Source organism: Pedobacter miscanthi (genome assembly GCF_003315595.1).
Lineage (GTDB): Bacteria > Bacteroidota > Bacteroidia > Sphingobacteriales > Sphingobacteriaceae > Pedobacter > Pedobacter miscanthi.
Window position 1 is genome coordinate 13479 of record NZ_QNQU01000016.1, and the last position, 12759, is coordinate 26237.

At 40.1% G+C, this 12759-nt stretch carries 12 protein-coding genes; 3 read left to right on the plus strand and 9 right to left on the minus strand.

What is annotated here, in order from left to right; genetic code table 11:
* Positions 1-97: 97 nt before the first annotated feature.
* The 3 genes from dnaA to DRW42_RS17960 form a co-directional block, all read right to left on the minus strand.
* Positions 98-1528 carry a chromosomal replication initiator protein DnaA gene (gene dnaA / locus DRW42_RS17950; RefSeq protein WP_113950211.1) on the minus strand — a complete coding sequence of 477 codons (1431 nt, stop codon included), beginning with the start codon at positions 1526-1528 and terminating at the stop codon, positions 98-100.
* A gap of 518 nt (positions 1529-2046) precedes the next feature.
* Entirely contained in the window at positions 2047-3594 is a 1548-nt protein-coding gene (locus DRW42_RS17955) for an acyl-CoA mutase large subunit family protein (RefSeq protein ID WP_113950212.1), read from the minus strand.
* 209 nt (positions 3595-3803) lie between these two features.
* On the minus strand, positions 3804-4334 hold the full coding sequence (locus tag DRW42_RS17960; protein ID WP_113950213.1) for a DUF7935 family protein: 531 nt from the start codon (positions 4332-4334) through the stop codon (positions 3804-3806).
* 92 nt (positions 4335-4426) lie between these two features.
* Here DRW42_RS17960 and DRW42_RS17965 point away from each other — a divergent pair, with 92 nt between their 5' ends.
* Both DRW42_RS17965 and DRW42_RS17970 read left to right on the plus strand, forming a co-directional pair.
* Positions 4427-4780 carry a HesB/IscA family protein gene (locus DRW42_RS17965; protein WP_113950214.1) on the plus strand — a complete coding sequence of 118 codons (354 nt, stop codon included), beginning with the start codon at positions 4427-4429 and terminating at the stop codon, positions 4778-4780.
* 158 nt (positions 4781-4938) lie between these two features.
* Positions 4939-6168 carry an ABC transporter permease gene (locus tag DRW42_RS17970; RefSeq protein WP_113950215.1) on the plus strand — a complete coding sequence of 410 codons (1230 nt, stop codon included), beginning with the start codon at positions 4939-4941 and terminating at the stop codon, positions 6166-6168.
* A gap of 92 nt (positions 6169-6260) precedes the next feature.
* Here DRW42_RS17970 and DRW42_RS17975 read toward each other — a convergent pair whose 3' ends face one another.
* From DRW42_RS17975 to DRW42_RS17995, 5 genes are read right to left on the minus strand one after another with little or no spacing between them, the layout of a single operon-like run.
* Positions 6261-6998 carry a tyrosine-protein phosphatase gene (locus DRW42_RS17975; RefSeq protein WP_113950216.1) on the minus strand — a complete coding sequence of 246 codons (738 nt, stop codon included), beginning with the start codon at positions 6996-6998 and terminating at the stop codon, positions 6261-6263.
* A 17-nt stretch (positions 6999-7015) separates the two neighbouring features.
* Entirely contained in the window at positions 7016-7573 is a 558-nt protein-coding gene (locus DRW42_RS17980) for a hypothetical protein (RefSeq protein WP_113950217.1), read from the minus strand.
* Entirely contained in the window at positions 7574-8596 is a 1023-nt protein-coding gene (gene galE / locus DRW42_RS17985) for a UDP-glucose 4-epimerase GalE (RefSeq protein ID WP_113950218.1), read from the minus strand.
* A gap of 1 nt (position 8597) precedes the next feature.
* Positions 8598-9587, minus strand: a complete 990-nt coding sequence (locus DRW42_RS17990) for a UDP-glucuronic acid decarboxylase family protein (RefSeq protein ID WP_113950219.1) — start codon at positions 9585-9587, stop codon at positions 8598-8600.
* Position 9588: 1 nt separating this feature from the next.
* On the minus strand, positions 9589-10899 hold the full coding sequence (locus DRW42_RS17995) for a UDP-glucose dehydrogenase family protein (protein WP_113950220.1): 1311 nt from the start codon (positions 10897-10899) through the stop codon (positions 9589-9591).
* Between the two features lie 137 nt (positions 10900-11036).
* Between DRW42_RS17995 and DRW42_RS18000 the strand changes: the two genes are divergently transcribed.
* Entirely contained in the window at positions 11037-12269 is a 1233-nt protein-coding gene (locus DRW42_RS18000; protein WP_113950221.1) for a 3-deoxy-D-manno-octulosonic acid transferase, read from the plus strand.
* Here the strand turns inward: DRW42_RS18000 and DRW42_RS18005 are convergent.
* Complete coding sequence (locus DRW42_RS18005; protein WP_113950222.1) at positions 12247-12753, minus strand: gluconokinase; 507 nt, start codon at positions 12751-12753, stop codon at positions 12247-12249. The two genes, DRW42_RS18000 and DRW42_RS18005, sit on opposite strands and share 23 nt — an antisense overlap.
* Positions 12754-12759 lie beyond the last annotated feature (6 nt).

Here is a 12759-nt window from a genome sequence, read left to right on the forward strand (position 1 = left end):
CCGATAAATATCAGGCCTTTATTATTGTGCATAAACTTTGAAGATGGACGAAAGATTTTACTTTTAAACCCTTCACCTTTCTGCCCATAAACCAGGTTTAGCTCATTTTTAGTTTCTTTTGGATATCGTGTACGTAAGCTTTAAACTTTTTGTCGGTATCGATTAAATCTTCTACGGTTTGGCAGGCATAGATTACAGTACTATGATCGCGGCCACCGAAGAAAGCTCCAATTGTTTTTAATGATGATTTGGTATGGCTTTTTGAAAGGTACATCGAAATCTGACGTGCCTGAACAATCTCGCGTTTACGTGTTTGCGATTTAACCATATCAACAGGAACCTCAAAATACTCGCAAACTAATTTCTGGATGTACTCCATTGAAATTTCTTTAGAAGTATTTTTGATAAAGTTTTTAAGCATCTGTTTAGCCAGTGCCAAATCAATTTCCTTTTTATTTAAGGTAGCTTGTGCCAGAAGTGATACCATGGCACCTTCGAGCTCACGTACGTTGTTATCAATGTTGTGTGCAACATATTCTACAACCTCGCCAGGTAACTCAATACCATCGGCATACATTTTCTTTCTTAAAATGGCAATACGTGTTTCAAGATCAGGGATCTGCAGATCAGCAGAAAGTCCCCATTTAAAACGGCTTAACAAACGTTCTTCCAAACCAGCTAAATCTTTCGGTGCTTTATCAGATGTTAAGATCACCTGTTTGCCCGATTGGTGTAAGTGGTTAAAGATGTGGAAGAAGATATCCTGTGTTTTTTCTTTTCCCGCAAAATTGTGTACATCATCCATAATGATTACATCCATTGCCTGGTAAAAGTTAACGAAATCGTTAATGGTGTTGTTTTTTAATGAATCTACAAACTGTTGGCAGAATTTCTCGCAACTTACATAGATCACCAATTTATCCGGCATGCTGTGCTTAATCTCGTTACCGATTGCCTGCGCCAGGTGGGTTTTACCCAAGCCCACTCCACCGTAAATCATTAAAGGGTTAAAAGACGTACCTCCTGGTTTAGCCGCCACAGCGTAACCTGCAGAGCGTGCCAGACGGTTGCAATCTCCCTCAATATAATTTTCGAAGGTGTAGTTGGCATTTAATTGTGGATCAACGTTTAATTTCTTTAATCCGGGGATAATAAAAGGGTTTTTAATATCCTTATTAATGGAAACCGGAATCGGCATCGATTGTACCTTTGCCTCCGCTCCATTTCCATTTGAGGGCATATTGGTAGTATAAGGATTACCGCTGTTTGATGATTTATCTACAACGATGTTATATTCCAACCTGCCATCCTCTCCAAGTTGTTTCTTTACAGTCTTGCGTAGCAAGCCTACATAATGTTCTTCAAGCCATTCGTAAAAGAACAAACTTGGCACCTGTATGGTTAAAACCTTACCTTCCAATTTAAGGGCAGTTATTGGCTCGAACCAGGTTTTGAAACTTTGGTTCGGAATATTATCCTTAATAATTTGAAGACAGTTCTTCCACACTTCTGTACAAGTTTTTTCCATTGCGATTTCTATAATTTATTGGTTTACAGTGCCGATTCGAAATAAAGGGACGGTCCGTTTCGGGACTACGAATATTGAGAAAATTATCAACATTTTAAACAAAAATTTCAAATAAATCGTAACGCACTGATAAGGAATATAGTAGCCTGCTTAACCTCAATTTTTTATGTTGATAACTATTTATTAACACTGGTTATCCACATTACAATTATTTAACCTGATTATCTCCGTTTAATTTCAAATCGCTTTTAAAAAGCAAAATCCAAGCCATTTTAAGCTCAAAATAAGCCTTTTAGCTCCTGTTAAATCTGAATAGATTGAAAATCAACATCATAGTTAAAAGAAACAGGCATCTTTTTAAAGCTAGTGTTAATATATGGTTTATGCAAATTCAACATTGCATATATTTGTATAAGTTTTACGACAGTTTTACTCCGTAACCTAATGGTTAGCGGATAACGTTGCGGAAATACTTTTATCAGTATATTAGGTCGAAAAAGAACCTCAATAACATGAATTTAGTAAACACCAAAAGTGTTTCTGAATACATCGGCAATTTCGCCGAGTGTAGCATATTTTTCAACTGCATCTATAATCAGTGGCATCAGGTTGGTATCACTTTTTGCAGCTTCGTTTAATTTATGCAATGCCTTTTCTACGGCAGCATGATCACGTATGGTTTTTAAATGCTCCAGTTTTTCAGACTGTAGTTTCCGGATCGAATCGTCGATATTGAAAACTTCGGTTAAACCTTCTTCCTCCTGGGTAAATTTATTTACACCAACCGAAATCCGATCTCCGTTTTCGATTTCCTTTTGATATTGATAGGAAGCACCGGCAATTTCATTCTGCATGTAATCGCTTTCGATGGCATTAACAGATCCACCCATGGCATCAATACGATCGATATAAGCCCATGCAGCAGCCTCAACCTCATCAGTCAGGCTTTCTACAAAGAACGACCCGGCCAGTGGATCTACGGTATCGGTAACGCCACTCTCAAAAGCAATAATCTGTTGGGTTCGCAGTGCGATCTTTGCCGCAGATTCTGTCGGAAGCGAAAGTGCCTCATCGTATCCATTGGTATGTAAAGATTGTGTTCCACCTAAAACCGCGGCCATGGCCTGGTTACTTACCCTGATCACATTGTTTAAGGGCTGTTGTGCGGTTAAGGTTGAGCCCCCGGTTTGCGTATGGAACCGCAGCATCTGGGCTTTTTCGTCAGTAGCGCCTAAATTTTTGGTAATTTTTGCCCACATCCGCCTGGCAGCCCTGAATTTGGCAATCTCTTCGAAAAAATTATTGTGGCAGTTAAAGAAAAATGATAAACGTTTTGCAAATACATTAATGTCCAAACCTTTATCCAAAGCAGCTTTTAAGTAAGTTTTTCCATTGGCCAGTGTAAAAGCGAGTTCCTGTACCGCTGTTGATCCGGCCTCGCGGATGTGGTAACCTGAAATAGAAATCGTATTCCATTTGGGTACTTCTTTGCTGCAGAATTCAAAAATGTCGGTAATTAACCGCATCGATTGCTTTGGCGGATAAATATAAGTGCCCCTGGCAGCATATTCTTTTAATATATCATTTTGGATAGTGCCCGAAATCTGTTTCAAATCTGCACCCTGTTTTTTAGCCAGTGCAATATACATGGCCAATAAAATGGAAGCGGTAGCATTAATCGTCATCGAGGTGGTGATATCTTTCAGCTGGATACCGTCGAATAAAATTTCGATGTCTTTTAACGAATCGATGGCTACCCCAACTTTTCCAACTTCTCCATCTGCCATTTCATGATCAGAATCGTAACCAATCTGTGTAGGAAGATCGAACGCAACCGACAAACCTGTTGTGCCCTGGGCGAGTAAATAATGATAACGTTTGTTCGATTCTTCAGCGGTCGAAAAACCTGCATACTGTCTCATTGTCCATAAGCGCCCACGGTACATATCTTTCTGGATACCCCTTGTAAACGGAAATTCGCCAGGGCGCTCTTCCATTGGCTTTGCCTCCGTATACAACGCCTTTATCTCAATGCCCGAAGTGGTAGTATGTTTTTTATCGCTCATTTGTTTTTTGGTTAATTGTACAAACCGGTTAATTGGTTAATTGTATTGCAGGGTTAATCGCATCAAGGGTTAATTGTCGAAACTGGTTAATCGGTTAATTGCCCTCCTAGGTTAATCGTTCGAACTGGTTAACTGGTTAATCGTAAAGTGGTATATTTCAATCCATGCAACAGTTAACCAATTTAAACAATTAACCAGTTAACCCAAGCTTAAAACAATCGCTGGATATCTTTCTTAATCAGCTCGATGGTTAAATCGTAAGGATTCTCCTCAATACTCGCCATGTGCTGTAAAATCGCTTTACTTAGTTCAATTCCGTTTGCATCTGCTGGTAAACCTTGTACGGCATTATTGATCATGGCAATGGTATCGTCTTTTAATTTGCGTACCACATTCCAGGTTACACTATCTACGTATAGTTGCTGGGTAATGTTATGCTGATATTCTGACCGCACTTCGTTTAAGATTCCGGCCTGCAAAGTACCTATTGCAATACCCTGCTGATGTAATCGCACAAGCAGGTTGGCAGGGTTAATACGATCAATAAATATGATTAAACGTTCGTGTGCCTGTAATCTTAACGGCAAAATGTGTGCACGGCTTTCTTTATTGAGTTCGATGGTTTTTAAGTTGAAAAATTGTTGGATATCGCTCTTTAGGATATAATAAACGGCCATTAACGCGGCAAAAATGCCTGCAAATAAGATCACTACATCAATTAAAATCTGTTGGGTATTCATAAGTATTGTTTAAATACGGTAATATTAACGAACCGTTAAAAGCAAAAATGTGCATTATTATTTATATTTGTAACAGATAAAATTTAAATAACATGAGCACAACAGTTGATACAGCATTTGCACCCGTTACTTTTTCTGAAGGCGCAGCTAAAGAGTTATATAAATTAAAAGATCAGCAGGAGATCGGTGAAGATTACGGATTACGTGTTGGCGTAGAAGGCGGTGGTTGTGCCGGCATGAACTACGTTTTGGGTTTTGACCAGAAAAAAGACGGTGATCAGGAATATTTCATCGACGGCATTAAAGTTTTCATGAACAAAGCACACCAGATGTACTTAATGGGCATGATGATCGACTGGCAGGATGGTTTAAACTCTCGTGGTTTTACCTTCGTTAACCCTAATGCAACCAGCACCTGTGGCTGTGGCACGAGTTTCTCGGCATAAATAAAATATTATTGTAACATATAGTGCAGTCCCCTTGTCTAAACATCGGGACTTTTTTTATTTTTACACATAAAGGTTTAAGGCAAAAGGTGTAGCGTATAGGGTAAACCCCATCCCTCATGCTTGATACTCGATACCTGACTTGATACTTACAATAAATGAATTACAGAGAAAACATCAGACTGGCATTAGAATCTATTAAAGCTAACCGCTTGCGTACCATGCTTACTGCTTTAATTATTGCCATCGGTTTAATGGCCCTCGTTGGGATCTTAACCACACTTGATGCTGTAAAAAAAAGTATGACAGATGCTTTTAGTAGCATGGGGGCCAACTCGTTTACCATCAGGAACCGTGGTACGGGCATCAGAATCGGTAACGGTAAAAGGCCAAAACCTTTTAAAGCCATCCGCTACGAAGATGCCCTTAAGTTTAAAGATAGCTTAAATACGCCTGCTACGGTAGCAGTAAGCGTTTTCGCCAGTGGTGGTTCTACAGTAAAATACGGCAGTTTAAAAACAAACCCGAATATCAATGTGCAGGGTATTGATGAGAATGGTTTAGCCTCGCAAGGGTTAAATCTTTCGCAGGGAAGAAATTTTGGCGTTTCTGAAATTAAACTGGGTAGCAATGTTTGTATTGTGGGTGGTGAGGTTGTTGAAAAACTTTTTAAAGGCGCCGATCCATTGGATAAACTGATCAATGTAGGAAACAACCGTTTCAAAATTGTTGGTGTGCTGGAGAAAAAAGGATCGAGTATGGGTTTTAGCGGCGATAGGGCCGTATATGTTCCGCTATTGAAAGCAAAGCAGATTAATGCCAATGCCAATCCTTCTTATACGATAACCGTTATGGTTCCGAGCAATGAAATGCAGGAAAACATCATTGGCGAATCAACTGCCTTATTCAGAAATATCCGTAAGGTAAAAGTAAACGAAACCAATAACTTCGAAATTACCAAAAGTGATGCAATTGCCCAAACACTGTTCGAAAACCTGGCATTTGTTGCCATTGGCGGTGTGGCGATTGGTATTATCACCTTAATTGGGGCCTCAATCGGTTTAATGAACATCATGCTGGTATCGGTAACGGAGCGTACACGCGAAATCGGCATTCGTAAGGCCATTGGTGCAAATCCAAAGGTTATCCGCCGTCAGTTTTTAATTGAGGCAGTAGTAATCTGTTTAATGGGTGGTGTATTTGGTATTTTCCTCGGTATTGTTTTGGGTAACTTAATTTCCCTCGCCATGGGTGGCTCATTTTTAATCCCCTGGTTATTTATTATCGGCGGCTTTGTGCTTTGTGTACTGGTAGGCATCTTATCGGGATACTACCCAGCTAAAAAAGCTTCGAGACTGGATCCGGTAGAAGCGTTGAGGTACGAATAACAGAAGGTTAATCGGTTAATTGTTTAAACTGGTTAACTGCAGGGAAGTGTTATACAGTTAACCGATTAACCAATTTAAACAGTTAACCTAATCTATAGCAATGCATTATTAAGCTGATGTTGCGTAAGCAACTGTTGCATTAATGGCATTGTGAGGCTCTCTTCAAGTGCAGCGGCATGTTTTAAATGGTGCATATCGCTCCCCAAAAAGTCGATCATGTGGTTATCTACCATTTCTTCGGCTATTTTTTCCGCTCCCGAACCGTAGTAACCGGTTAAAGCAATCGAATTTAATTGTAATAAACAGCCCGTTTCCCTGATCTGGTGGTAATTTTCGAATGAGCTATAATAGTATGGATACCTTTCGGGATGGGCCAAAACGGGTTTATAGCCGGCGTCTTGCATGATCTTAATAAAACCGATCAGGTTTTGTGGCGGATTGATATAAGATAATTCGAACAAAAGGTAATTTTCTCCAAAAGTGAGCACTTCCTTCTGCCTGATTTTCTTTTCCAGCGTTTCATCAAGATAATATTCGGCAGCGGCATCAACCTCTAAATCGAGTTCATTTTCCAGGAGGCCTTTTCTTAAAATATCCAGTCCACGGTTTATGGTATCAGGAGTATTGCGGAAATAATCGGCCATGATGTGTGGTGTAGCAATTAGTTTTTGATAACCTAATGCTTTAAACTTTTTGGCCAATAAAAGAGCATCTTTCAATGTTTGTGCCCCATCATCAATCCCCGGGATAATATGCGAGTGCATATCCGTTTTAATACCGGAGAAATTAAATTCGGGTGCTATTTTCTTCTTTTTAAATAATCCGAACATAATGGCAGGTCATAATTTTAACTGATCTCTTTGGGCAGATTACTGGCTTCGGCAGCACCTGCCAATTTAGAAGAATAGATTTTATCGAGCAGATGATTTGCATCTTCACTTAAATCAAACTGCAGGTCTTCGTGCAGTTTTTTAAACTTATTTAAAGTTACCGCAACCGTTTTGATGTAATATATACTAAAAAGCATCATAAAATCGCGGTAACCAAAAATTGATTTTTTATAGTCAAAAGGCACGGCATTGAGGATAAACAATTTAAGCTCTACCTCCCCAACAGGATCTTTGGTTACTTTATAAAAGTGGTTAACCGAAGTAATCATTTTCCGAACCTTTACCAACGCTTCTTTGGCATTCAGCTTTTTCAGTTCGGCAATTTGTTCTTCTACATCAGTTTTGATCTTCTCTTTCCGGTCTTCCAGATCCGTTTCGTCCTCTAATAATTTATAATGAAGGTGTTCGGTAAGCACTTTATCTTTAGCCACCAAACGCAGCAACAGCTTGTCTTTTTCTTTAACAGGCAGTTCTGTAATGGCGGTCTTTAAATCTTTGTGCTCCGATAATTTCATTTAAAAAGGGTTAGCCTTAATGTATTTTTCCCATTCCCATGCCGAGCGCATCATTTCATTGATATCCAGATTGGCTTTCCAGCCGAGTTCGTTGTTCGATTTCTGTACATCGCCATAAATCTGCACAATATCACCTGCCCTCCTCGGACCAATCTTATAATCCAGTTTCTCACCGTTCACTTTTTCGAAGGCTGTAATAATCTCTAAAACTGAAGATCCTTTACCGGTACCGATATTGAAAACATCGTAATTACCGTTCGGGTTTCCGTCTTCTAATTTTTTGATAGCGGCAACGTGTGCTTTTGCAAGATCTACCACATGGATATAATCGCGGATAGCCGAACCATCTGGTGTATTGTAATCATTACCATAAACGGTAATCGGGCCGCGTTTACCAATGGCCGATTGAGTAATGAAAGGAACCAGGTTTGCAGGAATACCGTTTGGCAATTCGCCGATCAAAGCGGTTTCGTGTGCACCAACCGGATTAAAATAACGCAATGCGATTACATTTAAATCAGGTGTTACCGCAGCTGTTTCTGCCAAAATTTCTTCAGCAATCTGTTTAGTATTACCATAAGGCGATTCTGCTTTCTGCACCGGAGCAGCTTCGGTTACCGGCAAAGTTTCTGGCTGACCATAAACGGTACATGATGAAGAAAATACAAAGTTGATCTTCCTGTTAAAAGAAGTTAACAAGTTGATTAAGCCATAAAAATTGTTCCTGTAATATTTTAATGGTTGCTCTACCGATTCGCCAACAGCCTTTGAAGCTGCAAAGTGAATAATCCCATCAATATCGGTATGGTTTTCTGCAAATTCCTGCACCGCTTTATCATCCTGAAGGTCGATTTCGTGAAAATCAAACCATTTGCCGGTGATGGCATGTAGCTGGGTTAAGATTTTGATATTCGAATTAGAAAGATTGTCGATAATTACAACTTCGTATCCTGCGTTGTGTAATTCTACAGCTGTGTGCGAACCTATGTATCCTGTTCCACCGGTAACTAATATTTTTGCCATTTTAACGGTTAAATGTGGTAAAATCTTTATGTTCTATTTTTTCCAAAGCCTCTGCAGGCAATGATTTAAAATATTCGTATGTAATTTTTAATCCTTCCGCACGTCCGATTTTGGGTTCCCAACCCAATAGCTCCCTGGCCTTTGTAATATCCGGTCTGCGTTGCTTCGGGTCATCCTGGGGCAGTTCTTTGTACACAATTTTCTGTGTGGTGCCCGTAAGTTTGATAATTTCTTCGCAGAACTGTTTAATGGTGATCTCGTCGGGGTTACCGATGTTTACGGGCTGGGCATAATCGCTCATCAATAAACGGTAAATCCCTTCAATCAGATCGTCAACATAGCAGAAAGAACGGGTCTGGCTTCCATCCCCAAATATAGTTAAATCTTCTCCCCTCAAAGCCTGTCCGATAAAAGCAGGTAAAACACGGCCATCATTCAAACGCATTCTTGGTCCGTAAGTGTTAAAAATCCTCACAATTCTTGTCTCTACCCCATGGAAAGTATGATAGGCCATGGTGATGGCCTCCTGAAAACGTTTGGCCTCGTCGTACACGCCACGCGGACCAACAGGATTTACATTGCCCCAGTATTCTTCGGGCTGTGGGTTTACATTTGGATCGCCGTAAACTTCGGAGGTTGAAGCAATCAGCATCCTTGCTTTTTTACTGCGGGCCAGCCCTAAAAGATTGTGCGTACCCAACGAGCCTACTTTAAGCGTCTGAATCGGGATTTTGAGGTAATCTATCGGACTTGCAGGTGAAGCAAAGTGTAAAATGTAGTGAAGCTCGCCGGGAACGTGTACAAATTTGGAAACATCGTGGTTATAAAATTCAAAATTATCCAGTTTGAACAGGTGTTCGATATTTGCCATATCTCCGGTAATCAGGTTATCCATTCCGATAACGTGATAGCCTTCTTTTATAAAACGATCGCAAAGGTGTGAGCCCAAAAATCCGGCTGCACCTGTAATCAATATCCTTTTCTTCCCCATTTTAATCTATTAACTTTCTGCCGATACTGTTATAATAATAGCCAAGATCGATCATTTTTTGCAGATCGTATAAGTTCCGGCCATCGAAAACCACTTTATTTTTTAAAATATTATCGATTTTGTCGAAATCAGGGTTACGAAAAACCGACCACTCTGTTGCAATTAAAAGGGCATCGGCACCTTCTAAAGCCTCGTATTGGTTTTTGGCATAATTTACCTGGTTGCCGATTACACTTTTCACGTTGCCCATAGCCTCCGGATCGAATACGGTAACGGTTGCACCGCTTTTAAGCAATGCATCGATAATATACAGGGCCGGAGCTTCGCGGATATCATCGGTTTCGGGTTTAAAAGCCAATCCCCATAATGCAAAATGCCTGCCACTAATATCGCCTTTGTAATATTTCAGTACCTTATCAACAAGGATCGTTTTTTGTTTCTCATTAACTTCCATTACCGATTTCAGGATCTGGAAATCATAGGCATAATCATCAGATGATTTTACCAAGGCTTGTACGTCTTTAGGGAAACACGAACCGCCGTAACCTACGCCCGGAAAAAGGAAACGTTTACCGATGCGTTCATCAGATCCAATTCCTTTTCTTACTGCATCAACATCAGCACCTACCAGCTCGCAAAGGTTGGCCACCTCGTTCATAAAGGTAATTTTTGTAGCCAGAAAAGAATTTGCAGCATATTTGGTCAGCTCAGAAGAACGCTCATCCATAAAAAGGATCGGATTGCCCTGGCGCACATACGGTGCATATAGTTCGGCCATCAGTTTTTTAGCTTTTTCGCTTTTGGTACCCAAAACCACACGGTCGGGTTTCATAAAATCGTCTACCGCTACACCTTCCCTTAAAAATTCGGGGTTCGAAACCACATCAACTTCTATCGAAGTATTTTCGGCAAAAACCGCTTTTACCTTATCGGCAGTACCAACAGGAACGGTTGATTTATTTACGATTACCTTATATTCGGTAATGAGTTTTGAAATATCTTTTGCGGCACCCAAAATGTAAGAAAGATCGGCGGCACCATCACCACCCGGAGGCGTTGGCAAAGCCATAAAAATAATCTGCGCGTCTTTTACCGCATCAGCAAGGTTTGTAGTGAAGGTTAACCTTTCCTGTTCGATATTCCTATGGAACAAAAGATCTAAACCAGGTTCGTAAATCGGCACTTCGCCGGCCTGCATCTGTTTTACCTTTGTTTCGTTAATATCAACACAAATTACATCATTTCCTGTTTCGGCTAAACAGGTCCCGGTAACCAAACCTACGTATCCGGTACCAATAACGGCTATCTTCATTCTGTTTTATTTTATTTTTAGCTGCTATGGAGCAATCATCGAAGCCTTTTTATTCAGTTGAATATTAAGCAAAATCCAGATGGATCCATATATTTTTAAGCTTTTTAAATATATTCCTTTTATCTTGGCACGAAGATATGAAATTACTTTACATCATCGGAATCCGGGCCTATACTTTACTCATCAGGATATTCTCATTATTTAATCCTAAGGCTAAATTATTTATAAACGGACGCAGAAATATCTATTCTTTAATTGAACAAAAAATTAACCCTGCGGAAAAGCATATTTGGTTCCATTTTGCATCATTGGGCGAGTTTGAGCAGGGCCGGCCGGTTTTAGAGAAACTGAAAACACTTTATCCCGACAAGAAAATTGTGGTTACTTTTTTTTCGCCATCGGGATATGAAATCAGGAAAAATTATGCACTGGCCGATGTTTTTTATCTCCCGGTTGACAGCGCTGCAAACGCAAAACGTTTTATAATCAGTATTAATCCCGAAATGGCGATTTTTACCAAGTATGAATTCTGGCATTTTTATTTTAAAGAGCTGAGCGCACGCGAAATCCCCCTATATTTAATTTCAGGCATTTTTAGGGAAAATCAGGCATTTTTTAAATGGTATGGTGGTTTTTACCGTGATATTTTAAAGTCGGTTACTTATTTCTTTGTTCAGAATGAGGAAAGTAAAAATCTTTTGAGATCCATCGGAATAAACAATGTAACCATTAATGGTGATACGCGTTTCGACCGTGTTTACGAAAATGCTCAGGCCCCAAAGCAACTCGCCATTATCGAAAGTTTTATTGGCAACTCACCAACATTCGTTTGTGGAAGCACCTGGCCTGAAGATGAAAAAATATTATCGGTTTTGCCGGAAAAATATCCGGATTGGAAGTTCATTATCGCCCCGCACGAAATCCACGAAAGCCATATCGAAAGCATAGAGAAACAGTTTTCGGTTAACAGTGTGCGGTTTTCAGTCCTCAGTTCGTCAACTCAAACGCCAAACGCAAAACCCCAGACGCTTATCGTCGATAACATCGGCATGCTTTCTTCCCTGTATCAATACGGAAAAGTGGCTTTTATTGGTGGCGGTTTCGGAACAGGTATACACAATACGCTAGAGGCCGCAGCATTTGGGTTACCGGTAATCTTCGGTCCTAAATACGATAAATTTCAGGAAGCAAAAGATTTAATCGCCATAGGTGCAGCAAAAAGTGTCAATTCAACCGATGAATTAATCAATACTTTTGAAAGTTTTGCAAAGGATAAAAATGTAGCAGAATTGGCCAGAAAATATGTAGCCGATAAAAAAGGGGCAACCGATCAGATTATTTCGATGATTACGAAAGCAGATCTGCCTTAGCTATTTCTTCCACGATTTCGGCGATACTTTGATCGATGGAAACCGTAAATACATCCGTTTCATCAGCCTGAGGTTCTTCGAGTGTTTCGAACTGACTCTCAAGCAAACTGGAAGGCATATATTGATGCGATCGCCTGGTGATCCGATCGTGGATCAGATCAAAACTTCCCTTTAAATATACAAAGCGGATGGAAGCATTATCTTCCCGAAGTAAATCGCGGTAAGATTTTTTTAATGCTGAGCAAGCAATGATACAGGTGGTTCCGTGCGCAGCGTGCTCGCGACCGACTTTAGCAATCAGCTGCAACCAATCTAACCGATCGGCATCTGTTAAAGGGATTCCGGCAGCCATTTTGTCTACATTACGTTGCGAATGCAGGTTATCGCCATCTATAAATTCGGCATGGAGCTTTGGTGCCAAAGCCTTTCCGATAACAGTTTTACCACTCCCTGAAACACCCATTAAAATGATAAAATTCGCCATCCCTAA

Coding starts and splice junctions, on each gene's coding strand:
- DRW42_RS17990 (WP_113950219.1), bottom strand. CDS start 9,587: ATGGGGAAGAAAAGGATATTGATTACAGGTGCAGCCGGATTTTTGGGC.
- DRW42_RS17995 (WP_113950220.1), bottom strand. CDS start 10,899: ATGAAGATAGCCGTTATTGGTACCGGATACGTAGGTTTGGTTACCGGG.
- DRW42_RS17980 (WP_113950217.1), bottom strand. CDS start 7,573: ATGAAATTATCGGAGCACAAAGATTTAAAGACCGCCATTACAGAACTG.
- DRW42_RS17975 (WP_113950216.1), bottom strand. CDS start 6,998: ATGTTCGGATTATTTAAAAAGAAGAAAATAGCACCCGAATTTAATTTC.
- DRW42_RS17955 (WP_113950212.1), bottom strand. CDS start 3,594: ATGAGCGATAAAAAACATACTACCACTTCGGGCATTGAGATAAAGGCG.
- galE (WP_113950218.1), bottom strand. CDS start 8,596: ATGGCAAAAATATTAGTTACCGGTGGAACAGGATACATAGGTTCGCAC.
- DRW42_RS18000 (WP_113950221.1), top strand. CDS start 11,037: ATGAAATTACTTTACATCATCGGAATCCGGGCCTATACTTTACTCATC.
- DRW42_RS17965 (WP_113950214.1), top strand. CDS start 4,427: ATGAGCACAACAGTTGATACAGCATTTGCACCCGTTACTTTTTCTGAA.
- DRW42_RS17960 (WP_113950213.1), bottom strand. CDS start 4,334: ATGAATACCCAACAGATTTTAATTGATGTAGTGATCTTATTTGCAGGC.
- DRW42_RS18005 (WP_113950222.1), bottom strand. CDS start 12,753: ATGGCGAATTTTATCATTTTAATGGGTGTTTCAGGGAGTGGTAAAACT.
- dnaA (WP_113950211.1), bottom strand. CDS start 1,528: ATGGAAAAAACTTGTACAGAAGTGTGGAAGAACTGTCTTCAAATTATT.
- DRW42_RS17970 (WP_113950215.1), top strand. CDS start 4,939: ATGAATTACAGAGAAAACATCAGACTGGCATTAGAATCTATTAAAGCT.